21 protein-coding genes are annotated in these 23,786 nt (G+C 64.7%); 14 read left to right on the forward strand and 7 right to left on the reverse strand.

Features of this window, described 5'->3' with window-relative positions:
• The first annotated feature begins 20 nt into the window (after positions 1-20).
• The 13 genes from QFZ88_RS15235 to QFZ88_RS15295 all read left to right on the forward strand — a co-directional run bounded on the left by QFZ88_RS15235 (position 21) and on the right by QFZ88_RS15295 (position 17,092).
• Positions 21-476, forward strand: coding sequence for an HPr kinase/phosphorylase (locus QFZ88_RS15235; RefSeq protein ID WP_036253415.1), 456 nt, complete (start codon positions 21-23; stop codon positions 474-476).
• A gap of 164 nt (positions 477-640) precedes the next feature.
• Positions 641-1,042, forward strand: coding sequence for a PTS sugar transporter subunit IIA (locus QFZ88_RS15240; protein ID WP_024924266.1), 402 nt, complete (start codon positions 641-643; stop codon positions 1,040-1,042).
• Entirely contained in the window at positions 1,039-1,335 is a 297-nt protein-coding gene (locus tag QFZ88_RS15245; RefSeq protein WP_024924265.1) for an HPr family phosphocarrier protein, read from the forward strand. The genes QFZ88_RS15240 and QFZ88_RS15245 overlap by 4 nt, the downstream gene beginning before the upstream one ends.
• A 5-nt stretch (positions 1,336-1,340) precedes the next feature.
• Positions 1,341-2,165 carry a glutamate racemase gene (locus QFZ88_RS15250; protein ID WP_244431253.1) on the forward strand — a complete coding sequence of 275 codons (825 nt, stop codon included), beginning with the start codon at positions 1,341-1,343 and terminating at the stop codon, positions 2,163-2,165.
• 147 nt (positions 2,166-2,312) lie between these two features.
• Entirely contained in the window at positions 2,313-3,713 is a 1,401-nt protein-coding gene (gene ahcY, locus QFZ88_RS15255; RefSeq protein ID WP_024924263.1) for an adenosylhomocysteinase, read from the forward strand.
• A 295-nt stretch (positions 3,714-4,008) separates the two neighbouring features.
• Positions 4,009-6,570, forward strand: coding sequence for a sensor histidine kinase (locus QFZ88_RS15260; RefSeq protein ID WP_024924262.1), 2,562 nt, complete (start codon positions 4,009-4,011; stop codon positions 6,568-6,570).
• Positions 6,567-8,075 (forward strand): tRNA (adenosine(37)-N6)-threonylcarbamoyltransferase complex ATPase subunit type 1 TsaE, encoded by a 1,509-nt coding sequence (tsaE, locus tag QFZ88_RS15265; protein ID WP_024924261.1) that lies wholly within the window; start codon positions 6,567-6,569, stop codon positions 8,073-8,075. Before QFZ88_RS15260 ends, tsaE begins: the two co-directional genes overlap by 4 nt.
• Positions 8,072-8,806 (forward strand): nucleotidyltransferase family protein, encoded by a 735-nt coding sequence (locus QFZ88_RS15270; protein WP_024924260.1) that lies wholly within the window; start codon positions 8,072-8,074, stop codon positions 8,804-8,806. Before tsaE ends, QFZ88_RS15270 begins: the two co-directional genes overlap by 4 nt.
• Positions 8,803-11,931: a double-strand break repair protein AddB gene (gene addB / locus QFZ88_RS15275; protein WP_024924259.1), complete on the forward strand. Its 3,129-nt coding sequence runs from the start codon at positions 8,803-8,805 to the stop codon at positions 11,929-11,931. The genes QFZ88_RS15270 and addB overlap by 4 nt, the downstream gene beginning before the upstream one ends.
• The gene (gene addA, locus QFZ88_RS15280) at positions 11,928-15,446 is read left to right on the forward strand and encodes a double-strand break repair helicase AddA (protein ID WP_024924258.1); all 3,519 of its coding nucleotides are present in this window, start codon (positions 11,928-11,930) and stop codon (positions 15,444-15,446) included. The genes addB and addA overlap by 4 nt, the downstream gene beginning before the upstream one ends.
• A 74-nt stretch (positions 15,447-15,520) precedes the next feature.
• Complete coding sequence (gene trxA / locus QFZ88_RS15285; RefSeq protein WP_024924257.1) at positions 15,521-15,844, forward strand: thioredoxin; 324 nt, start codon at positions 15,521-15,523, stop codon at positions 15,842-15,844.
• A gap of 130 nt (positions 15,845-15,974) precedes the next feature.
• Positions 15,975-16,256: a cupin domain-containing protein gene (locus tag QFZ88_RS15290; protein WP_024924256.1), complete on the forward strand. Its 282-nt coding sequence runs from the start codon at positions 15,975-15,977 to the stop codon at positions 16,254-16,256.
• A gap of 59 nt (positions 16,257-16,315) precedes the next feature.
• A complete protein-coding gene (locus QFZ88_RS15295; RefSeq protein WP_024924255.1) occupies positions 16,316-17,092 on the forward strand; it encodes a sulfite exporter TauE/SafE family protein in 777 nt (258 codons plus the stop codon).
• A gap of 12 nt (positions 17,093-17,104) precedes the next feature.
• Here the strand turns inward: QFZ88_RS15295 and QFZ88_RS15300 are convergent, their stop codons facing one another.
• From QFZ88_RS15300 to QFZ88_RS15330, 7 genes are all read right to left on the reverse strand, one after another.
• Positions 17,105-18,436 carry a bifunctional folylpolyglutamate synthase/dihydrofolate synthase gene (locus tag QFZ88_RS15300; protein ID WP_024924254.1) on the reverse strand — a complete coding sequence of 444 codons (1,332 nt, stop codon included), beginning with the start codon at positions 18,434-18,436 and terminating at the stop codon, positions 17,105-17,107.
• Between the two features lie 41 nt (positions 18,437-18,477).
• Positions 18,478-19,401, reverse strand: coding sequence for an acetyl-CoA carboxylase, carboxyltransferase subunit beta (gene accD / locus QFZ88_RS15305; protein WP_024924253.1), 924 nt, complete (start codon positions 19,399-19,401; stop codon positions 18,478-18,480).
• Between the two features lie 47 nt (positions 19,402-19,448).
• The gene (gene trpA, locus QFZ88_RS15310; protein WP_024924252.1) at positions 19,449-20,288 is read right to left on the reverse strand and encodes a tryptophan synthase subunit alpha; all 840 of its coding nucleotides are present in this window, start codon (positions 20,286-20,288) and stop codon (positions 19,449-19,451) included.
• Between the two features lie 94 nt (positions 20,289-20,382).
• A complete protein-coding gene (locus tag QFZ88_RS15315; RefSeq protein WP_024924251.1) occupies positions 20,383-20,628 on the reverse strand; it encodes a hypothetical protein in 246 nt (81 codons plus the stop codon).
• Positions 20,625-21,464, reverse strand: a complete 840-nt coding sequence (locus tag QFZ88_RS15320) for a glycosyltransferase family 2 protein (RefSeq protein WP_024924250.1) — start codon at positions 21,462-21,464, stop codon at positions 20,625-20,627. Before QFZ88_RS15320 ends, QFZ88_RS15315 begins: the two co-directional genes overlap by 4 nt.
• A gap of 1 nt (position 21,465) precedes the next feature.
• On the reverse strand, positions 21,466-22,716 hold the full coding sequence (gene trpB, locus QFZ88_RS15325) for a tryptophan synthase subunit beta (RefSeq protein WP_024924249.1): 1,251 nt from the start codon (positions 22,714-22,716) through the stop codon (positions 21,466-21,468).
• A gap of 27 nt (positions 22,717-22,743) precedes the next feature.
• The gene (locus QFZ88_RS15330) at positions 22,744-23,403 is read right to left on the reverse strand and encodes a phosphoribosylanthranilate isomerase (RefSeq protein ID WP_024924248.1); all 660 of its coding nucleotides are present in this window, start codon (positions 23,401-23,403) and stop codon (positions 22,744-22,746) included.
• A 104-nt stretch (positions 23,404-23,507) separates the two neighbouring features.
• Here QFZ88_RS15330 and QFZ88_RS15335 point away from each other — a divergent pair, with 104 nt between their 5' ends.
• The gene (locus tag QFZ88_RS15335) at positions 23,508-23,726 is read left to right on the forward strand and encodes a hypothetical protein (protein ID WP_024924247.1); all 219 of its coding nucleotides are present in this window, start codon (positions 23,508-23,510) and stop codon (positions 23,724-23,726) included.
• The last annotated feature ends 60 nt before the right edge of the window (positions 23,727-23,786 follow it).

The following is a 23,786-nucleotide window of genomic DNA, read 5'->3' on the forward strand; positions in this document are numbered from 1 at the left end:
GCCTTGGCCAGGGACCGAACGTGCCGGTAGAGCCTCCGCGCAACATCCACGCCACCGCGCTACTGGCCGGCGACTGCGGTCTGCTGATCACCGGCGCCTCGGGCGCAGGCAAATCGACCCTGGCGCTGGCCCTGATCGGCCACTTCCGTAGCCTCGGCCTGTTTTCGCGCCTGGTCGCGGACGACCAGCTTTTCATTTCCGGCCACGGCGGTCGTCTGGTCTGCCAGGCACCCCCCACTATCGCCGGCCTCGCCGAGGTTGCCGGCATCGGCCCGCAGCCGCTCGCCTTCGAGAAGGAAGCGGTCATCGACCTCTGCGTGCGCCTGGTTGCCGAGGCGGAAATGCAGCGTTTCCAAAAGGATGCGACCATAGAAATAGCCGGCTGCACGATCGCCGCGCTTGACGTTGCGGCACGCAACGTCACCGCAGCGGTGGCGGCCGTCTCGGCGCGGCTGTCGATCGCGTCTTTTCGATGACGTTGCGGCACTTTCATGCTGCAATGCGTCAAAATGGCTCGGAATGGTGCAAATTGGGGCTTGTCAACGCGCCGTGCGTCGACAAGATAGCGCTCCCGCCGCCTGGACAGGCTGGCGAGCATAAAATGCGCCTGTGAAGGGGCCATGACGGGAGCCGCCAAAGAATGATCGGACTCGTGCTCGTGACGCACGGTCGACTGGCCGACGAGTTTCGCCTAGCGGTGGAACACGTCGTGGGACCGCAGGAGAATTTCGAGACCGTTGCCATTGGGGCTGACGACGACATGGAGCAGCGCCGGCGCGATATCGTCGAGGCGGTGCGGCGTGTCGATGGTGGCACGGGCGTCATCCTGCTCACCGACATGTTCGGCGGCACGCCTTCTAATCTCGCCATTTCGGTGATGGAGGCAGGCCGGATCGAGGTGATCGCCGGCATGAACCTGCCGATGCTGATCAAGCTCTCCAGCGTGCGCAAGAGCGACAACATGGTCGCCGCGCTCGACGAAGCCCAGGCCGCCGGCCGCAAATACATCAACGTCGCCAGCCAACTGCTGACCAGCAAATGAGCACCATGTCCACCGAAGTTGGCCACGTCGCCCGTGACATGCGGATCATCAACCAGCGTGGCTTGCATGCTCGCGCCTCGGCAAAGTTCGTGCAGGTCGCCGGCAGCTTCGACGCGTGCGTCCATGTCGAGAAGGACGGCACCAAGGTCGGCGGCACCTCGATCATGGGCCTGATGATGCTGGCCGCCAGCCCCGGCTGCTCGATCCGTGTCACGGCGTCCGGCAAGGAAGCCGCCGAGGTGATCGCCGCACTCGACGATCTCGTCGCCTCGAAGTTCGGCGAGGAAATCTGAGTTTGGTGGCCCATTTGGGCTCTCCAGATCCCCTAGCGCTGTCAACACCAATTGCTGTATTCGACGCCGGCATCGGCAGCTACGCGATCGTCGAGTTGATCCGGCGCCGGCAGCCACGGCGGGATATCCTCTACTTCGCCGATAGGGCTCGTTTCCCCTATGGGGGCAAAGGCAGGGACGAGCTCCTGTCGATCATCCAAGGTACCATCCGCTTTCTATTGGAATACGCGCCGCAGGCGATTGTGGTGGCTTCGAATGCACCGTCGATCATGGTTCTCGATGCATTGAGAGATAGCTGCCCGTTGCCCGTCTACGGCGTAGCGCCTCCGCTCGAGGAGGCTTTGGCACGCAGCCGAAGCGGCCAGGTCGGTATCATGGGCGTCCGCTCACTGATCGAAAGTGCCGAGCTTTCCCGTTTTGTTCGTGAGCGCGCGGTTGATCCCGCCAGTGTGGCGCTCATCAATGCTTCCCCGATGGTCGAACTGGTTGAGAGCGGGGCTTTCCTGTCTGAACCGGAACGAACGCTCCTGGCTGTAACCGAATTTGCAGCCGAAATAGCCGCGCGACATCCTTCAATCGATGTTTTGACCCTTTCCAGCACGCATTTGCCCTGGTTGCGTTCCTTCTTCGAACAGGCACAGCCGACGTGGCTGCTTCTCGACCCGGCGGAGAATGTCGTGGCTGCCTTGCCAGACGCGGCCGAGGGCTCCGGCCGCACCGTCGCGCTCGTCACGGAAGGTGGTGGCTATGACATTGCCGGCTTTCGAAAGATGCTGGACAAGATCGGTGTCGACTTGCCCTTGACGGTCGTTAATCCCGACATCGCCTAGCCTTTGCGATATGCGCAGATAAAGATTTCTTTATATCCCATTGTCGCTTTCGGCGTGATCTGCTAGGCAGGCGCCAACGCCGCGTTCATTTTCCTGCGCCAAACGGCCTGAACGCGTCCGCACGCAAAACCAGATCGGAGCACCACAATGACGGGTAGCAAAGACTATGTGATCGCCGATATTTCGCTTGCCGGCTGGGGCCGCAAGGAAATCGAGATCGCCGAAACGGAAATGCCGGGCCTGATGGCCTGCCGCGAGGAATTCGGCGAGAAGAAGCCGCTGCAGGGCGCTCGCATCACCGGATCGCTGCACATGACCATCCAGACCGCCGTGCTGATCGAGACGCTGAAGGCCCTGGGTGCCGATATCCGCTGGGCTTCCTGCAACATCTTCTCGACCCAGGATCACGCCGCCGCGGCGATTGCCGAGAGCGGCATCCCGGTCTTCGCGGTCAAGGGCGAGTCGCTCGAAGAATACTGGGACTACACCGACAAGATCTTCCAGTGGGCCGACGGCGGCCTCTCCAACATGATCCTCGACGATGGCGGCGACGCCACCATGTACATCCTGATCGGCGCCCGTGCCGAGGCTGGCGAGGACGTGCTGTCCAAGCCGGGTAGCGAGGAAGAAGAAATCCTGTTCGCGCAGATCAAGAAGCGCCTGAAGGCTTCGCCCGGTTTCTTCACCAAACAGCGCGAGGCGATCCGTGGCGTCACCGAGGAAACCACCACCGGCGTCAATCGGCTTTATCAGCTGCAGAAGAAGAGCCTGCTGCCCTTCCCGGCGATCAACGTCAACGACTCGGTCACCAAGTCGAAGTTCGACAACAAGTACGGTTGCAAGGAATCACTGGTCGACGGCATCCGCCGCGGCACCGACGTGATGATGGCCGGCAAGGTCGCCGTCGTTTGCGGCTACGGTGACGTCGGCAAGGGCTCGGCCGCTTCGCTGTCCGGCGCCGGTGCTCGCGTGAAGGTCACCGAGGTCGACCCGATCTGCGCGTTGCAGGCCGCTATGGACGGCTTCGAAGTGGTCACGCTGGAGGATGCGGCGCCGACCGCCGACATCGTCATCACCACCACCGGCAACAAGGACGTCATCACCCTCGACCATATGCGGGCGATGAAGGACATGGTCATCGTCGGCAACATCGGCCACTTCGACAACGAGATCCAGGTCGCTGCCCTGCGCAATCTCAAATGGACCAATGTCAAGCCGCAGGTCGACATGATCTCCTTCCCGGATGGCAAGCGTCTGCTGCTTTTGTCGGAAGGCCGCCTGCTCAACCTCGGCAACGCCACTGGTCATCCGAGCTTCGTCATGTCGGCGTCCTTCACCAACCAGGTGCTGGCGCAGATGGAGCTGTGGACGCAGCCCGGCAAATACGAGAACAAGGTCTACACGCTGCCCAAGCATCTCGACGAGAAGGTGGCCCGGCTGCATCTCGGCAAGCTTGGCGCCAAGCTCACCGACCTCTCCAATGAACAGGCTGCCTATATCGGTGTGACTACCCAGGGTCCGTTCAAGCCGGAACACTACCGTTATTAATCGCAGTTAGTTCTGCTACAATATATTGAAGCCGGGCGATTGACATTTCGCCCGGCTTTATTTTTGCGCAGCCGCTGCCTTCACGCCGATTCTGCGAGGGGGTATGGTGAGGTGATTCGCGAAGCTTCCGGCTTGCGCGCGGCCGCGGCCCGTCCGGCACTCGGCACGAGGCGCGGGTTTCCAGGTAAAGGAGCGTTCTTTGCGTGTCCGTGACAGGGCCGCGCGGCGTTCTGGATTCCGGGCGAGCGACGCGGGATCGGGGGCGGTCTTGCATTCAGGCGGAGAGGACCAGGACATGCCGGGGGAAGACCCGCTCAAGGCGGGACAGGCCGTAGCCGGCGGCCATCAGGATAGGGCGATCGCGGCTCGCCCTTCAGCTTTCCGCCAGCGGCTTTCGCCGCGCGGCCGGTTTGCGCGCCTGCTTTGCGGTACCGCGCTTGTCCTTCCGTTCCATGCGTTGGCCGCTCGCGCCGAAGATGCGCTGGTCAAGGGCACCAGCGTGCCGATCAGCACCATGGAAGTCATCCAGCTTGCTCTCACCGTCGGCGTCGTCGGTGCCGCCTTCGTGTCCGCCATAGCGCTCATCCGCGAGCGCCAGCGCACCGCCGCCGAAAATCTCGACCTGCGCGGGCGCCTCGCCGACGCCAATGCCGCGCTGCAGCGTTCTGAAGCCTTGCTCAACCTGCGCGACCAGCGCGTGGTTGTATGGCCAGCCGAGAACAAGAAACCCGAAATCGTCGGCTCGTTGCCGATGGAGACCGGCGCGCCGGACGACCGCGCCGCCTTCCTAGCCTTCGGCCGCTGGTTGATGCCGCGTTCGGCCGCCGCGCTTGAGAATGCCGTCGCTGCATTGCGCGAAAAGGGCATTGCCTTCGATCTCGTCGCTGAAACGCAAGCCGGCGCTCCGCTCGAAATCCAGGGGCGCAAGGGCGCCGCGCATGGCATCGTCCGCTTCGTGTCCCTGTCCGAGGCGCAGCGCAACCTGGCCCGGCTGAAGCTCGAGCACCAGCGTGTCAGCGCCGAGCACGATACCGTGCTGGGCCTGTTCGATGTGCTGAAGATGCCGCTGTGGATGCGTGGTGCCGACGGTCGCTTGAAATGGGTCAACCGCGCTTACTGGACCGCGGTTGAAGCCGCCGACCGCGACGCCGCACTGCGCGACGGCCGCGAGTTCCTGGGTAGCCAGGCGCGGGACGCTATCGCCAGTGAACACAAGTCGAGGCCGGTGTTCGAGCAAACGCTGTCGACCGTCATCGCTGGCGACCGCCATGTCTTCGCCGTCACCGATTTTGCCGGCACCGATGGCTCGGCCGGCCTTGCCCATGACATCAGCGCCGCCGATGCCATGCGCGAGGAATATGAGCGCACCGTGCGCAGCCATGCCGACACGCTGGATAAGCTCAACACGGCGGTTGCCATCTTCAACGCCGACGAGAAACTGCGCTTCTACAACCAGGCCTTCCAGAAGCTGTGGGGTCTGGATACGGCCTTCCTCTCCAGCACGCCCGACAATGTGCTGCTGCTCGACCGCCTGCGCAGCGCAGGCAAGATCGCTGAGCAGCCGGAATGGCGCCGCTGGAAGGAGAACCTGCTTTCGGCCTATCGCTCAGTCGAGCCGGTGGAGCACTGGTGGCACCTGCCGGACGGCAAGACCATTCGCGTCGTCGGCAATCCGCAGCCTAAGGGGGGCGTCACCTGGGTTTTCGAGAACCTGACCGAGAAGATCGATCTCGAGAGCCGCTACCAGACGGCAGTGCGCGTGCAGGGTGAAACGCTCGACAACCTCACCGAGGGCGTCGCCGTGTTCGGGCCGGATGGCCGGCTGCGCCTGTCCAACCCCGCATTCGCCCAGATGTGGGAATTGCCGGCGGAGGCCGTGCTGCCTGCCGTTCACGTCACCACCATCCGCGATCTTTGCGCCGGTCGCGCCAAGGACGGGCCGTGGGCGGGCTTCGTCGCGGCCGTCACAGGCTTTGACGACGAACGCCGCGACCACCACGGCCAGACCACGCTGGAGAACGGCAATACGCTGCGCTACGCCGTCATCCATCTGCCGAACGGCCAGGTGATGTTCACCTTTGTCGACGTGACGGACAGCGTCAATGTCGAGCGGGCGCTGAAGGATAAGAACGACGCACTCTTGAAGTCGGATCAGCTCAAGAACGATTTCGTCCAGCATGTGTCCTACGAACTGCGCTCGCCGCTGACCAACATCATCGGCTTCACCGAATTGCTGTCGTTGCCGGGGACGGGGCCGCTCACCACCAAGCAGCAGGAATATCTGGACCATATCGGTTCCTCCTCGTCGGTGCTGCTCACCATCGTCAACGACATCCTCGATCTCGCCACCGTCGACGCCGGCATCATGCAGCTCGATATTTCCGAGGTTAAGGTGGAAGGCACGGTCAAGGCCGCCGCCGAACTGGTGGCCGACCGGCTGGAGGAGCATGCGATCCGGCTCGGCATCGACATCGCGGCCGCGCCGAAGAGCTTCCACGGCGACGAAACGCGCGTGCGGCAAATCCTCTACAATCTGCTGAGCAACGCCGCCAACTACGCGCCGGAAGGCAGCACCATCAGGTTGGCCTGTCGCGAAACGGCAGAAGGTGTCGAATTTTCGGTGCAGGACGATGGGCCGGGTATGCCGCCGGACGTGCTGGATTCGGTGTTCCGCCGTTTCGAGCCGCGGGTTAATGGCGGTCGTCGGCGCGGCGCCGGACTCGGGCTCTCCATCGTCAAGAGCTTCGTCGAATTGCACGGCGGTTCGGTGCGCATCGAGACGGGCGAGAACCGGGGCACGACGGTGATCTGCACCTTCCCGGCGGCACCGGCCGGCATTCGCGCGGCGGCTGAATAGCCTCGGCGATGGTGGAGCGGTTTCTCGCTGACGAAGCGGCGACGATGCGCCTCGGCGAAGACATCGCCATGGCGCTGCGCCCCGGCGACGTGGTGGCGCTGCGCGGCGACCTTGGCGCCGGCAAGTCGACGCTGGCGCGGGCGCTGATCCGCGCGTTGGCCGACGATGTCGGGCTCGAAGTGCCGAGCCCCACCTTCACGCTGGTGCAGAGCTACGACACGCGCGTCCCGGTGCATCATTTCGATCTCTACCGTCTGTCTTCTGCCGACGAACTGGACGAGCTTGGCTTTCCCGAGGTGCTGGCGGATGGCGCCGCGCTGATCGAATGGCCCGAGCGGGCTGAGGACCGGCTGCCGGACACCGCTGTCACTATTGAACTCGTCCACCGGGATGACGGCCGCCTGGCGCAAATTACCGGCGTAGGGCCGGCACTCGAACGCATTGCGCGCTCGCTCGCAATGCGAGCTTTTCTGGAAGCATCCGGCTGGGGCGCGGCCAGCCGCCGGCACTTCGTCGGCGATGCCTCGGCGCGCTCCTACGAGATCGTCTCGCAGCCGGAAGAAGCGCCGCGCGTGCTGATGAATTCGCCACGCCTTGTGCTCGGGCCGCCAGTCCGGGACGGCAAGGCCTATGCCGAAATCGCCCATACCGCGCAGACTGTGGCAGCCTTCGTCGGTGTCGACAAGCTGCTTCGCGATGCCGGCATCGCCGCTCCGCAGATATTCGAACAGGATCTGGATCGGGGCTTTGTGCTGATCGAACATCTCGGTGTCGATGGTTTGCTGACCCCGGAGGGTGCGCCAATCGTCGAACGATATCAGGCGGTCGCCGAACTGCTCGCCTTCATGCATGGCAGGCACTGGCCGGACCGGGTGACTGTCGCGCCGCGCCACATCCACCACATGCCGCCTTTCGACCGGCCGGCGATGCTCATCGAGGCCGAGCTTCTCATCGACTGGTACCTGCCTTTCTTTCGCGGAAACCCGGCGAGCGATGAGGAGCGGAACGCCTTTCGCGCCGCTTGGAACGCCGCGCTCGACCGCCTGGATGGAACGGAGCTGACGCTGATGTTGCGCGACGTGCAATCGCCCAACTTCATCTGGCGTGGTGAACGGCAGGGGCTGGATCGGCTCGGCGTCGTCGACTTCCAGGATGCGCTGATCGGTCCCCCGGCCTATGATGTCGCGTCGCTCGCGCTGGATCCTCGGGTCACCATTGAACCAGCGGTCGAGCGCAAGATTGTCGAGGCCTATGTCGCGTCCCGCGCGGTGGCGGGCCATTTCGACCGCGCCGCCTTCGAGGAAGCCTATGCGATCATGGGTGCGCAAAGGCATTCGAAGATCCTGGGCATCTTCGTCCGCCTCGATCGTCGCGATGGAAAGCCCTATTACCTGAAGCATCTGCCACGCATCCGGGATTATCTTCGCCGGTTGCTGGTCCATCCGGCGCTTGCCGAAGTGCGCGCCGTCTACGATCGCCTTGGCGTCCTTTTGGAGACGGAATGACCGGCACGACACGTCCCACCGTTGCGATGGTGCTGGCCGCCGGGCTTGGCAAGCGCATGCGGCCGATCACCGACACCATCCCGAAGCCTCTGGTGCCGATCGCCGGCAAGACGCTGCTCGACTGGGGTTTGGACAGCCTCGACCAGGCTGGCGTCCAAAAGGCAGTGGTCAATGTGCACTACCTGCCTGACCAGATCGTCCGCCACCTGGCGGCGCGCCATCACCCGAAAATCGTCATCTCCGATGAAAGCGACCGTCTGCTGGATTCCGCCGGCGGCATCGTCAAGGCGCTGCCGGAACTGGGCGACAAGCCGTTCTACATCCTCAACGCCGATACCTTCTGGCTCGATGCCGGTAGCCCAAATCTGGAGCGTCTCGCCCTTGCCTGGGATGCGACGGCGATGGATATTCTCATCATGCTCGCGGACCTTTCATCGACGACCGGCCATTCGGGCGGCACCGATTTCCTGATCGCGCCGGACGGACGCCTTGCACGCGCGAAGGGCGATCCTACAGGGCTGATCTATGCAGGCGCGGCAATCGTCGCGCCTTCTATCTTCGCCGGCGCGTCCGCCGAACCGCATTCGCTCAACGCCTATTTCGACCGCGCCATCGCCGCCGGCCGCCTCTTCGGCATGACGATGCAGGGTCATTGGATCACCGTCGGCACGCCGGATGCCATCGCGCCGGCCGAAGCGGCGGTCAGAAGGGCGCTGACGGACGCGCAATGAGCGGCTTGCCTCGCGTCTACTCCATTGCGCCCGGTTCTCCCTTCCTGTCGACGCTGGCCGATGCCTTGCTCAGCTGCCGATTGATCCCGGGCTTTCGCTATGACGGCGACCCACTGGCGCTGGCCGGCGTCACCATCTACGTGCCGACCCGCCGCGCCGCCCGCGCGCTGCGCGGCGTTTTCGCGGAACGTCTGGGTGGTGCTTCCACCATTCTGCCGGTGATCAAGCCGCTCGGCGAATTCGACGAAGACGAGGCGGCGTTCGAACAGGATGCCGAGGACGCGAATGCCATCGACCTTGCGCCGCCGATAGCTTCCCTCGAACGCCTTCTCCTTCTGGCGCCGTTGGTGCGGGCCTGGAAGCGGCGCTTGCCGGCCCATGTCGCGGCGCTGTTCGAAGAGGAGGTCGTCATTCCTGCCTCGGCCGCCGACGCCGTCTGGCTGGCGCGCGATCTCGCCCGGCTGATGGACGAAATCGAGACGGAGGGTTCCGACTGGACCAAGCTTGCCGGCCTGGTCGAAGGCAATCTCGCCGGCTGGTGGCGAGTGACGCTGGATTTCCTCAAGATCATCACCGAAGCCTGGCCGCAGCTGTTGATCGAGCGTGACCGTTCCAATCCGGCCGCGCATCGCGGCACGCTGATCCGCCTGGAGGCGGAACGCCTGAAGCGCAATCCGCCCGCCGGGCCGGTGATCGCCGCGGGCTCGACCGGCTCCATTCCCGCCACCGCCGACCTTCTGGCTGTGATTGCCGGCTTGCCCAATGGCGCCGTCGTGCTGCCAGGCCTCGACATAGCGATGGATCAGCCGTCCTTCGACGCGATCACGGCGCCCGACGCGCGACCGGCGCTGCTCGGCCATCCGCAATACGGTCTCGCCAGGCTGATCGGCAGGATAGGCATCCTGCGCGGCGATATTGAGGAACTCGCCACCGTGGACGACGCGGGACGCCGCCGCGCGGTTCTGGTGGCGGAAGCCCTGCGCCCTGCCGAAACCACCGAACTGTGGACCGAGACGCGCGCGCGCTTCGACGATGCCGGCATTTCCGCGGCGTTGCAGGGCGTGACCTTGGTGGAGGCCGCCAATGAACGCGACGAGGCGGCCAGCATCGCGCTCGCTTTGCGCCGCGCGGTTGCGCAGCCGGGCCATCGCGCGGCGCTGGTCACTGGCGATCGTGCCCTGGCGCGGCGCGTCTCCGCTGAATTGCTCAGGCTTGGCATCGTTGCCGACGATTCCGGCGGCAAGCCGCTGGCCGACACGCCGCCGGCCAGCCTGTTGCGGCTTCTGTTGGACACGGTGCTGCGGCCCGGCGACCCGGTCGCCATCCTGGCGCTGCTCAAGCACCCTCTGCTTGGCCTGGGTTTGCCGCGTGCGTCGGTGCGGCGGGCGGCGGAAACCGTCGAACTCGTCGCGTTGCGCGGAGGCACCGGCCGGCCGGATATCGTGTCGCTCAACACCTTGTTCGAAACGCGACTGGTGCAGGCACAGGAAGCCGACCGGCGGCCGTTCTGGCTGTCGCGGCTGTCAGCCAGCCGCATCGAAGGAGCGCGGGCCATGCTCGCCCGGCTGGACGAGGCGGTCGCGCCACTCGCCGCCTGCCTGCCCGAGCCGGAAAGCGACGTCGTCCCATTGGTGCGCGCCAGCGTGGCGGCGTTGGAAAACCTCGGCCGTGCCGAGGATGGTGGACTTGCCGCGCTTTACGATGGCGACGCCGGCGAGAAACTGGCGGAACTGCTGCGTGGGCTGGTCGGGGCGCAGGCGGCTTTCACGCTGTCGCCGCGGGAATGGCCGGATGTAGCGATGGCGCTGATCGCACCGGAAATGGTCAAGCCCGCGCGTGGCGCCGATGCGGCGATTGCCATCTGGGGCACGCTGGAAGCTCGCCTGCAACATGTCGACACGCTGGTCGTTGGTGGCCTCAACGAGGGTGTGTGGCCGCGCAAGCCGGAGGGCGACCGGTTCATGTCGCGACTGATGAAGACCGGCATCGACCTGGAGCCGCCGGAGCGCCGCATTGGCCTCGCCGCGCATGATTTCCAGATGGCGATGGGTGCGCCAAACGTCGTTCTCACCCGCTCGGCGCGGGCCGGCGATGCACCGGCGGTCGCCTCGCGCTGGCTGCAGCGCCTACTCACCTTTATCGGCAAGGCGCAGGCCGAACCGTTGCGCCGCCGCGGCAATGAACTGCTTGCCTGGGCGCGGGGCCTCGATGCCGGGCCGAAGGTGGATTTCGCGCCGCGACCGCAACCGAAGCCGCCGCTGGAGCGCCGTCCGCGCCATTTCTCGATCACCGAGATCGAGACGCTGCGGCGCGACCCCTATGCCGTCTATGCGCGCCGCGTGCTCGGCCTGATGCCGCTGGAACCGGTGATCCGCGATCCCGGCGCCGCCGAACGCGGCACGCTGTTCCACGCCATCCTGCACCGTTTTTCGAAGGCGGTGGACGATCCGCGCGCGCCGGAAGCGCTGGCCGTTCTTCTGGACGCCGGCAGAGCCTGTTTCGCCGAGGCGGCTTTGCCGCCGGATGTCGAAGCGGTGTGGTGGCCACGCTTCGAGAAACTCGCCGTGGCTATTGTCGCCTGGGAGCGGTCGCGCGCCGCCAATGTCGCCCGCCGCCATTCGGAGGAGCGTGCGGAAAAGACGATCGTCGGCCAGTCCGGCGTCACCGTGTCCGGCTATGCCGACCGCGTCGATCTGCTGGCTGGCGGCATGGCCGATATTCTCGATTTCAAGACCGGATCGTCGCCCTCCAAGGCGCAGGCGCACACGCTGTTGTCGCCGCAACTGGCGCTGGAGGCCGCGCTGCTGCGGCGCGGCGCCTTCAAGGACCTGGGCGCACGTGAACCCGCCGAACTCGCCTTCGTACGGTTGAAGGCGAATGGCGAGGTCGAGCAGGAATCGATCCTCGATTACAACCGCAAGCCGCGCACCGCGACCGACCTCGGCGAGGATGCCTGGACACGCCTTGAACAGCTGCTTGCCCATTACGCGAAACTGGACACGGGCTATCTTTCGCGCGCGCTGCCGTTCCGCGAGGGCGAGACCGACGGCGATTACGACCATCTCGCCCGCGTGCTGGAATGGTCGGCCGGCGGCGATGGCGCGGACGAGGGAGGGGAGGCTTGAAAAAGCAATATCCCATCCCGGCGGGCACGGCCGAAAGCCAGGCGCGCGCCTCCGACCCGCGCACCTCCGCCTGGGTCTCGGCCAATGCCGGCTCCGGCAAGACGCATGTGTTGGCACAGCGTGTCATCCGGCTCCTGCTGCGCGGCATCGACCCGTCGAAGATCCTGTGCCTCACCTATACGCGCGCCGCCGCCGCCAACATGTCGAATCGTGTCTTCTCGACATTGTCGGAATGGACCGTTCTGCCGGATGCCGAACTGTCGAAGAGGATCGCGGCGCTCGATGAGCGCGCGCCTGATGGTGAGACCATGCGCCGGGCGCGCCGGCTGTTCGCCGAGGCGTTGGAAACGCCGGGCGGGTTGAAGATCCAGACCATCCACGCCTTCTGCGAATCCGTGCTGCACCAGTTCCCGCTCGAAGCCAACATCGCGGCGCATTTCGAAATGCTCGACCCGCAGATGGAGCAGGCTCTGTTGGCTGAGGCCCGCCGCGACATGATCACCGGCGCCGGCGCGCCGGGCGGTGCCGAATTGGCCGAGGCCTTCGCCACCGTGCTGGAACGCGGCGGCGAGAAGGGGCTGGACGATCTCCTGTCCGAGATCATGCGCAAGCGCGACGGCCTGCGTGGCTTCATCGACGCGATCGGCGGTGATGGCGAGGGCTTTGCCGATCTGTTCGCGGAATTTGGTTTCGTACCGAGCGAAACCGCCACAAGCATCGCCGCTTCCCTGTGGCCGCTGCCGGGTTTCGAGCCGGATTTCCTGGTCGAGTTGCAGGCAAGTTGTTCGCGGCTGGGTGCCAACCGCGCGCAGGAGTACCTGGTCGGGAAAGCAATTTCCGCTTTCGCGGAAACGGCTCCAATGCTGCGGCTTTCTTTGCTCAGGAAGGCGTTTCTCAGCGAAAAAGGCGAGCCGTACAATCCATCCTGGCTGTTCAGCAAGGCGCTGATAGCCAGCCTGCCCGATTTGCCCGAACGCTACGAAGCTGCTGCCTCGGCCATTGCCAGGATCGCCGACCGTCTGGCGCTGCTGCGCATGGTGGAAGGTACGCGCGCCGCGCTCACCGTCGCCGACTGGCTGATCGCCCGCTACGAGCAGTTGAAGCGCGGGCGCGGCTTCCTCGACTTCAACGATCTGATCACTCGCACCGTCAACTTGCTGGCCCGCACCGACGCCGGCCCGTGGGTTCAGTACAAGCTCGACCAAGGCATCGACCACATCCTGCTCGATGAGGCGCAGGACACCAGTCCCGACCAGTGGCAGGTGGTGAGGCGGCTGGCCGAGGAGTTCTTCGCCGGCGAGGGCGCGCGGGGTGTTCGCCGCACGGTCTTCGCGGTCGGCGACGAGAAACAGTCGATCTACTCCTTCCAAGGTGCGGCACCGGACTCTTTCCATGAAAGCCGGCAATTGTTCGCGCGCCGGGTGCGCGAGGCCGAGGCGGGCTTCGCCGACCTGAAACTCACCTGGTCGTTCCGCTCGACCGGTGATGTGCTCGCCGCCGTCGACCGCGTCTTCGCCACGCCGGAAGTGCGCCGCGGCATCAGCCACGATCCCGACCCGCTCGACCACAAGGCGATCCGCAACGACGCGCCGGGTTATGTCGAGGTCTGGCCGTCGATCGGCGCGGACGTGGTCGAGGAACCGGATGACTGGACGCTGCCGGTCAACCATGTCAGCGCGCCGGCGGTGCGGTTGGCCGAGCAGATCGCCGAGACGGTCATGCGCTGGATCGAAGCCGGCGACGTCATCGAAGGTAAGGGCCGCAAGCTGAAGGCCGGCGATGTCGTGGTGCTGGTGCGCAAGCGCGATCGTTTCGTGCACGCGCTGTCGCGTAGCCTGAAGGAAAAGGGCATCCCTGTCGCCGGCGCGGATCGTCTCAGCCTGCCCGGCCATATCGCGGTGAAGGACCTCGTCGCGCTCGGCCGTTTCCTGATCCAGTCGCAGGACGATCTCTCGCTGGCGGCATTGCTGCGCAGCCCGATCTTCGATGTCTCGGAACAGATGCTGTTCGACCTCGGCGCCGCTCGAGCCGGTGGCGCGTCTCTCCATGCGGCGCTGCGTACCAGCGCGGACAATGACGAGACATTGGCCAAGGTGGTTGCCCAGCTCGATGCCTGGACCAACGAGGTTGCCTTCAAGCCGGTGTTCGAGTTCTACGCTGGGTTGCTCGCGCGCGATGGCGTGCGCCGCAAGATGATCGCCCGGCTCGGCCCGGAAGCCGGTGACATCCTCGATGAATTCCTCAATTTCTGCCTGGCCGAGGAACGCGCCGGCCTGCCGGGGCTGGAGGCGTTTCTCTCGACGCTGGAAAATGCCGGCCCGGAGGTCAAGCGCGAGATGGACCAGACTCGCGACGAGGTGCGGGTGATGACGGTTCATGCTGCTAAGGGCCTCGAAGCACCGGTCGTCTTCCTGGTAGATGGCGGTGCAGCGCCGTTCAGCGACCAGCATCTGCCCCGACTGATGCCGTTCGACGGCTCCGGCCAATATTGGACTGGCAAGGGGTATCTGTGGCGGTCGGGCACCGAGGTGGCCAACGGCTTTTCGCAATCGGTCTCGGCGCGGGCCCGCGATCTGGCCGACGATGAATACCGCCGCCTGCTTTATGTCGGCATGACCCGCGCCGAGGACAGGCTGATCGTCTGCGGCTATCATGGCAAGCGCACACCGAACCCCGGCACATGGCATTCGCTGGTGACGCGCGCACTGGCGGGTGCGGAAGAGATCGAACTTCGCCTGCATCCGGTCGGCGAGGGCGAGGTGCTTCGCTTCGTCTGGACGAAGTTCCCGCCGCTTGCCGCAGCCGAGGCCGGCGAGCAGGCCGAGGCGGAAACATTCGGCTCGCCTCCCGCCTATCTCTTCGAGGCGTTGCCCGTGGTTGAGGACCTGCCGCGACCGCTCTCGCCGTCCGGCGCTTCGGCTCTGATCGACGAGGCGACCGAGCCGGTCATTGATCGCCGATCGCCGGTCTTGGACGCGGATGCGGAGCCGGGAATGGCGGTGCGGCGTGGCCTTGCCATGCACAAGCTCTTGCAGATGCTGCCCGATCTCGCCTGGGAACAGCGCCTCGGTGCCGCCGAGCGTTATCTGGCGCGCACTGGTGCCGACTGGCCGCAGGCGGAGCGCGCCCAGGCGCTGGCGTCCGTTGCCGCCATCCTCGACGATCCGCTTTTTGCGGCGCTGTTCGCGCCTGGCTCCCGCGCCGAAGTGGCGGTGATGGGCAGTCTTTTGGTCAAGGGGAAGCAGCGCACCATATCGGGCAAGATCGACCGGCTGGCGGTCGGCCCCGACAAGGTCTTCATCGTCGACTACAAGACCAACCGGCCGGCGCCGACGACGTTGGCCGAGGTGCCGCCGGCCTATATCCTGCAACTCGCGCTCTACCGCGCCCTGCTCAAGCCGCTTTATCCCGGCCGTGAGGTCGCCGCCGGCTTGCTCTTCACCGAGGCGCCGCAACTGATCGAGTTGCCAGCGACGAGCTTGGACGACGCCCTTGCTCGACTCACCGAGGCGTGACACAAGACCTGCTTGAACATCGCAGCTTGCAGCACCACATCTGGTGCAACGAAACCTCCGAAAGGAACTTGGCTATGGCCACCGTCAAGGTCGACAACAACAATTTCCGCGCAGACGTGCTTGAGGCCAATGTGCCCGTCGTGGTCGATTTCTGGGCTGAGTGGTGTGGTCCCTGCAAGATGATCGCCCCGGCGCTTGAGGATATCGCTTCCGAGCTCGGCGCGAAGGTGAAGGTCGCCAAGCTCAACATCGACGAGAATCCTGAACTGGCCGCGCAATTCGGCGTGCGCTCGATCCCGACGCTGATGATCTTCAAGGGTGGCGAAGTGGCCGATATCAAGGTTGGCGCAGCCCCCAAGACCGCGCTGTCGCACTGGATCAACGGCGCCGTCGCCTGATCTTTCGATACATTTTGGATAACAGGAGCCCGGCCTTGCGCCGGGCTTTTTGTTTGCCCTCACCGAACCTTGCTGCTGGCCCTCGCGCATCGGCGGCGCATGGCTTTCCCTTCTGTTGGAGGAGAAAATCATGACCGGAACCGCCAAGGCCACTGTCTTCATCGACAACGACCGCGTCGTCGTCACGGAATACCGTTTCGCGCCCGGCGCCAATACGGGTTGGCACCGCCACGGCCACGACTATGTTGTAGTGCCGCTGATGGATGGGCGCGTGAAACTGTTGACCAAGGATGGCGAAGGATTTGCGGAGATGAAGAAGGGTGTGCCCTATTTCCGCAACGAGGGCGTCGAGCATGACGTCGTCAACGCCAATGACGGCGAATACGCCTTCATCGAGATCGAGCTGAAATAGACAATGCCCCCGATTTGCATTGAGATCGAGCCGGCCTCGCCGGCGGGCGGTTGAGCGGCATGGGCTTCGAGCAGCTCGCGGCCTTTGCCGGCATCGCCGCCGTTGCGGCCTATGTCCAGACGTTGACCGGCTTCGCCTTCGGTCTGGTGATGATGGGCGTGATCGCACTCGCCGGTCTGCTGCCGCTGCCGGACGCCGCAGCCATGGTAGGCATGCTGACCCTCGTCAACGCCGTGCAGATGCTGGCCCATGGCGGCTGGCGCGAGGTCGCGCGCCGCGAATTGCGGCTCATCCTGATGGCCAGCCTGCCGTCGCTTCTGGTCGGATATGTCCTGCTGGAATGGCTGGCGGACACGCGGGTCGACGCATTGAAGCTCGGCCTTGGCGCGGTCATCATGCTGTCCAGCCTGCAGCTCGCCATGCGGCCCGCCGGTCTGGCGCGACGGTCGTCGGATGCGAGCTTTGTCGGTTTCGGCATCGTCTCCGGGCTGATGGGCGGGCTATTTTCCACCGGCGGCCCACCGCTGGTCTACCATCTCTTTCGCCAGCCATTGCCGCCTGAACGGGTGCGCGAGACACTGGTGGCCGCCTTCGGCGCCGCGCAGATCGTGCGGCTCGGCATGGTCGCCGCAAGCGGCAACCTGCCATCTGCCTCGGCCGTCGCCCTCGTTTGTGCCGTGCCGGCAGTGATGATCATGACCTATGCGGCGCGGCGTTGGCCGCCACCGCTGTCGCGGCAGACCATGCGCCGGCTCGTCTTCGTCCTGCTGTTTCTGTCAGGCCTGTCGCTGGCACTGCCGGCCGCCGCGCACCTTCTTGTCGCGGCGCAGCTTTAACCCGCGGCGGGTTCAGATCGGCGGCGTGCCGTTCTCGGCCAGCACCGCGCCGGCAAGATAGAGTGAGCCGCCGATCAGGATGCGTGGCGGCGCCTCCCTCTCGTCCCAGGTATCGCGCAGTAGCATCAGCGCATTGGCGACGGAACTGACGGGCTCGGCCGACAATCCGGCCTCCGCCGCCCGTGCCGCCAGCTCGTCGTTCGGCACGCCGGAATCGCTCATCGAGACCGGCACCGTGTAGACATGCCTGGTCAGGCCCTTGAACGCACTGAAATAACCGCTCTGGTCCTTGGTGTTGATCATGCCGGAGATCATGAACAGTGGTCGCGGGTTTTTCTCTTCCTGTTCGGCCAGGGCCTCGGCGATCACCGTGCCGGCACCGGGATTGTGCCCGCCATCCAGCCAGATTTCGGCACCGCGCGGCGCCAGTTCCATCAGGCGGCCCTGGGTCAGCTTCTGCATGCGGCCGGGCCAGGACACATTGGTCATCGCCTTGTCGGCATCGCGCTCGCTAATGTCGAAGCCGGCGGCCTTGACGGCGGCGATGGCGGCCGCGGCATTGGCGAACTGGTGACGGCCGGGCAGGCGTGGCGGCGATAGATCCATGAGACCATCGCTGTCCTGGTAGACCATGCGGCCGTTCTCGGCGAAGGCGAGGAAATCCTGGCCGTAGACGGTGAGTGGTGCGCGCAGCCGTTCCGCCGTCTCGATCAGAACCAGCTGGGCGGCTTCGAATTCCTGCGCACCGACCACGACCGGGCAGCCGCGCTTGATGATGCCGGCCTTTTCCGCCGCGATCAGCTCGACCCGGTCGCCGAGATAGGCTTCGTGGTCGAGCGACACCGGCATGATCACCGAAACCGCCGGCCGCTTGATGACATTGGTGGCGTCGAAACGTCCGCCGAGCCCAACCTCGAGGATCACCGCATCGGCCGGATGTTCGGCAAACAGGAGGAAGCCAACGGCGGTCAGGATCTCGAAGACGGTGATCGTCTCGCCGCCATTGGCCTCGGCGACGCGGGCGATGGTCTCGGCGAAGACCTTGTCGTCGACCAGTCTGCCACCGCCTTCGGCGCCGAGCCGGTAACGCTCATGCCAGTTCACCAGATGCGGCGAGGTGTGGACATGCACGCGATAGCCTGCGGCTTCGAGCAGCGCGCGCGAGAAGGCCGCGCAGGAGCCCTTGCCGTTGGTGCCGGCAATATGGATGACCGGCGGCAGCTTGTCCTGCGGATTGCCCAACCTTTCCAGAAGGCGCGTGACGCGGTCCAGCGAAAGGTCAAAACCTTTCGGATGCAGCGACATCAGATGCTCGATCTCGCGTTCGGCGGAAAGCGTGGTCATGCGGGAAGGCTCCGCTCTGCGCGTGGATCTGTCGGCGACGGCTATGCCTGAGGGCGTGCTTCCGGCTTGGCCACCACCGGTGGCAGGATTTCCGGCTCGGCCGCCTTTTGCTCGGCCGGCAGTTTGAGCAGCAGCCTGATCAGATTGGCGATGGTCTTCTTCATCTCCAGCCGCGAGACGACCATGTCGACCATGCCGTGCTGCATCAGATATTCGGAGCGCTGGAAACCCTCCGGCAGCTTCTCGCGGATGGTCTGTTCGATGACGCGCGGCCCGGCGAAACCGATCAGTGCGCCGGGTTCGGCGATATGCACGTCGCCCAGCATCGCATAGGAGGCGGTGACGCCGCCGGTGGTCGGATTGGTCAGCACGACGAAATAGGGCAGGCCGGCTTCCTTCAGCCGGTCCACGGCGACCGTGGTGCGCGGCAACTGCATCAGCGACAGGATGCCTTCCTGCATGCGCGCACCGCCGGAGGCCGCGAACAGGATCAGCGGCCGCTTGCGCTGCAACGCTATTTCGAAGGCGCGAATGATCGCCTCGCCGGCGGCCATGCCGAGCGATCCGCCCATGAAGGCGAAGTCCTGCACGGTGACGACCACCGGCAGGCCCTCGATGGTGCCCACGGCGTTGAGGATGGCATCCTCCATCCCCGTCTTGGTCTTCGCCTCCTTGAGGCGGTCGGTGTAGCGCTTCTCATCGCGGAACTTCAGCGGGTCGACGCCGACCTTGGGATTCTCGATGACCTCGTATTTGCCGTCGTCGAAGAAATACTTCAGCCGTTCCTTAGCCGAGATCTTCATGTGGTGGCCGGAGGACGGGATGACGAACTGATTGCCTTCCAGATCCTTGTGGAAGACCATCTCGCCGGTCTCCGGGTCTTTCACCCACAGGTTCTCCGGCACTTCCCGGCGGCCCAGCATCGAGTTGATCTTCGGGCGAACGAAGTTGGTGATCCAGTTCATCGCTTCGGCTCCTGTCCGCGCATCATGATCGGATTGAAATAGGAAAACTATTCGGCGGCAGCAAGGCGGGCGCGGCGCACGCCATGTGCCAGGCCTTCGACAAGCGTGGCCACGGCTTCGGCCGGGTCAGCGGTCTTTTCGCCCTTTGGCCCCAGCACATTGGCCACGGCGTTGACGATCGCCGTACCGACGACGACGCCGTCGGCGGAACCGCCGATGACCCGTGCCTGTTCGGCGGTCTTGACGCCGAAGCCGACGCAGACCGGCAGGTCGGTGTGGCCCTTGATCCGCCTCACGGCGGCCGCCACCTTGCCGGTATCGGCCAATGCCGAGCCGGTGATGCCGGTCATCGAGACGTAGTAGACGAAGCCGGAGGTGTTCTCGAGCACCTTGGGCAGCCGCTTGTCGTCGGTTGTCGGGGTGGCGAGGCGAATGAAATTGATGCCGGCCTTTAGCGCCGGAATGCACAGTTCCTCGTCCATCTCCGGCGGCAGGTCGACCACGATCAGCCCGTCGATGCCGGAGGCCTTGGCCTCGGCGAGGAAACGATCGACGCCATAGATGTAGATCGGGTTGTAGTAGCCCATCAAAACGATCGGCGTCTCATCGTCGCCCTTGCGGAACTCGGCCGCCATGCGCAGGGTCTTCGCCAGCGTCTGCCCGCCTTTCAGCGCGCGTAGCCCGGCCGCCTGGATGGCCGGACCATCGGCCATCGGATCAGAGAACGGCATGCCCAGTTCGATGACATCGCTGCCGGCCTTGGGCAGTGCCTTCATGATCGACAGGGAGGTCTCGTAGTCCGGGTCGCCGCCCATGAAATAGGTGACGAGTGCCGGCCGGCCCTCTTCCTTCAGTTTCGCCATGCGGCGGTCGATGCGGGTGGTCATGCCATGCCCTTCATTGTCCGATAAAGGTGTCTTGCGGTGCCGGCTGCTGCTGGATCGCGCCGCACTTCGTTTTTCAGCCGTCGAAACATCCACCTCATTCCGGATGTTCGCGGATTTCGATGGTCACATTGAAGGCGTAGAAGCCGTCGCGTGCGATGCGGCTGCGCGCCTGGTTCGGATCGAAGGCGATGCGCGGTTCACCATCGTCGGCCACGTTGGTGAGGAACTTGAGATTCTGGCTTTCACGCACGCCATTGGCGTTGTCGCGCAAGTCACCGGCTTCAACCGCGACATAGTGATGGCGGTTTTGCCTGGAATGATAGATCTCGAAGGTGCTCATATCGCCACCATACCCATCACTATGCCCATTATCTTGGTGATCGTGCGCCCATCCCTGTCGCCACGGCCATGTGCCTGGCGGGCGTGCTCATATTTCAGATAGGTGTAACGCGCCGCATAACGCGCGCAATGAAAACCGGCGCGTCCGTCGAGCACGAGGCGTTTCATGAAATACCATTTGCAGAAGGCGGAAACAGCGCGGACGGCGGCATTTGTGCGGGATGGTACCGGCTTGTTCCAGCCGAGCACTGTGTCGGCGTGAAGCGAGGAGTAGAAGGCCAGCTTCTTGTTGAATTCCGCCTTGGTTGGAAAGGTGAAATGGCTGAGTGGCCTGTCGAGCACCACCGGATCGTCGGAATTGGACGGCGATTCATGCACGATGGAAGAGTTGCAGAAATCGCTTTTGCGGCGGTCAAGCAGGCGAATTGGGTAGTCAGGACTGTTGACGGGATAGAGCCCACGCACCTTGCGCCCCATCACATACCATTCCCGACGGAAGGCATAGACGTGACCGGGAAAACCTTGTCGCTTCACCTGGAGCACAGCATCGACCAGTGCATCGCTCATGACTTCGTCGCTGTCGACGAACAGAACGTGGTCATGACTGCACAGGTCTTGCGCGGCCTGTCTCTGCGCCGCGAAGTTATCGAACGCCCTGCGCTCGACACGGCAGCCATAGACGCGGGCGATCTCCAGCGTGGCGTCGCTGCTGCCCGAATCGAGCACGACGATCTCGTCGGCAACACGGTAAACCGGCGCCAGCACCTCGGCCAGCATGCGGCCGCTATTCCTGGTCAGCACATAGGCCGATAGTTTCGGAGCCGAAGACGAACTCACCTCAAATCTCCATGCCCATCATGTTTGCGACGGTGTGCACGTCCTTGTCGCCGCGTCCGGAGAGGTTGACGATGACGATCTTGTCCTTGGCCATATTGGGCGCGATCTTGACCGCGTGGGCGATGGCATGGGCCGATTCCAGCGCCGGGATGATGCCCTCGACCTTGGTGGTCAGCTGGAATGCCGCAAGCGCCTCGTCGTCGAGGATCGGCTCGTATTCGACGCGGCCGCTGTCGCGCAGCCAGCTGTGTTCCGGGCCGACGCCCGGATAATCGAGACCGGCCGAGATCGAATGACCGTCGAGGATCTGCCCGTCCTCGTTCTGCAGCAGATAGGTGCGGTTGCCGTGCAGCACGCCCGGTCTGCCGGCGTTCATCGAGGCGCAGTGCTCGACACCGTCCAGCCCACGTCCGCCGGCCTCGATGCCGATGATGCGTACCTCTTTGTCGTCGAGGAAGGGGTGGAACAGGCCGATGGCGTTGGAACCGCCGCCGACGGCGGCGATGATGACATCGGGAAGCCGGCCTTCCTGCTCCAGCATCTGCGCGCGCGCTTCCGTGCCGATCACCGACTGGAAGTCGCGGACCAGCTCAGGATAGGGATGCGGGCCGGCCGCCGTGCCGATCAAATAATAGGTGTCCTCGACATTGGTCACCCAGTCGCGCAGCGCCTCATTCATGGCGTCCTTCAGCGTGCCATGGCCGGAATGCACCGGCCGCACCTCGGCGCCCAGCAGCTTCATGCGAAACACGTTCGGCTTCTGCCGCTCGACGTCGGTGGCGCCCATATAGACCACGCAAGGATAGCCGAAGCGCGCCGCCACCGTGGCGGACGCCACGCCATGCTGGCCGGCGCCGGTTTCGGCGATGATGCGCTTCTTGCCCATGCGCTTGGCGAGCAGGATCTGGCCGAGACAGTTGTTGATCTTGTGCGAGCCGGTGTGGTTCAGGTCCTCGCGCTTGAAATAGATCTTGGCGCCGCCCCCGAGGCCCTTTGCCGCGGAAATGTCGCGAAGATGCCGGGTCAGGCCTTCGGCGAAATAGAGCTTGGACGGCCGCCCGGCATAGAAGGTCGACAGCGCCGAGAGCTCCGCCTTGAACGCCGGATCGTTCTTGGCGTGGTTCCAGTGCTGCTCGAGGTCGAGGATCAGCGGCATCAGCGTCTCGGCAACGAAACGGCCGCCGAAAATGCCGAACATGCCCTGCTCATCAGGGCCGGTACGGAAGGAATTTGGCATCGCCGGCTTGTTCATTGCCGCTCTCCCGGATTTGTGTCGGCGTCAGGCTGCGCGGTTCTTGCGCGCTGCCCGCACGGCCGCAAAAAATTCTGCGATCAGCCGGACATCCTTGACGCCCGGAGCACTTTCAACGCCGGATGAAATGTCCAGTCCGGGCGGGTTGGCAATCGCCATCGCCTCGCCGACATTGCCAGCGTTGAGCCCTCCCGAAAGCATGTAATCCAGACCGGCGTCAAGGCCGCTCAGGATACGCCAGTCGAAGGTCACGCCATTGCCGCCCGGCAGATCGGATCCCTTGGGCGGCTTGGCGTCGAGCAGGAAGCGGTCGGCGATGCCGCGATAGGGCGCCATTGCCGTGAGATCGTCGGCGGCGCGCAGCGACAAGGCCTTCATCACCGGCAGTTGGTAGCGTGCCTTCACCTCGGTCACGCGCTCGGGGCTTTCCGCGCCGTGCAGTTGCAGCATATCGGGCGCCATCGCCGTCACGATCTCATCGAGGAATGCGTCGTCTGCATCGACCGTCACCGCCACGGCCGCGGCGCGGCCGCGGGCCGCCGCGCGCAGGCGTCCGGCGTCATTTGGGTGTATGTAGCGCGGGCTCTTGGCAAAGAAGATGAAGCCGACATGGCTGGCGCCGTTGTCGAGCGCGGCGGCCAGCGCCTCGTCGGTCTTCAGACCGCATATCTTGATGTCGAGTGCCATGGCCGGCAAGTGACACGAAAAGCCGGCAAAGTCGAGGAAAAGCGGAGATTTGCCGTGGCGAAGAAAGGGGATACCCTAGCCGGCGGACAGAGAGGAGCTTCGTCATGGCCGAGCAAGACGTTGCGGAACTGAAGCAGAAGATTGCGCAGGCGCGTGAGGTCATAGCGCACCTGATCGAAAAGGCGGCCTTCAATGGCGCCGAGGCGCACCGCGCGCTCGATTATTTCGGCAGCAATGCTTTCGAGAGGAACTTCCTGCCCTGGCCGCGCCATGACGACGAGGGACTGCGGCCTGACCAACTGAATGCCGCCAACGACGATTGAACGCCTTTGTCCCGTTGCTGCCGCAGCTTCGCTTGATTTTGTTCCGCCTGGCGACGGTTT

Origin of the sequence: Mesorhizobium sp. YL-MeA3-2017, assembly GCF_030814575.1 — a bacterium.
GTDB classification, from domain to species: Bacteria; Pseudomonadota; Alphaproteobacteria; order Rhizobiales; family Rhizobiaceae; genus Mesorhizobium; species Mesorhizobium terrae.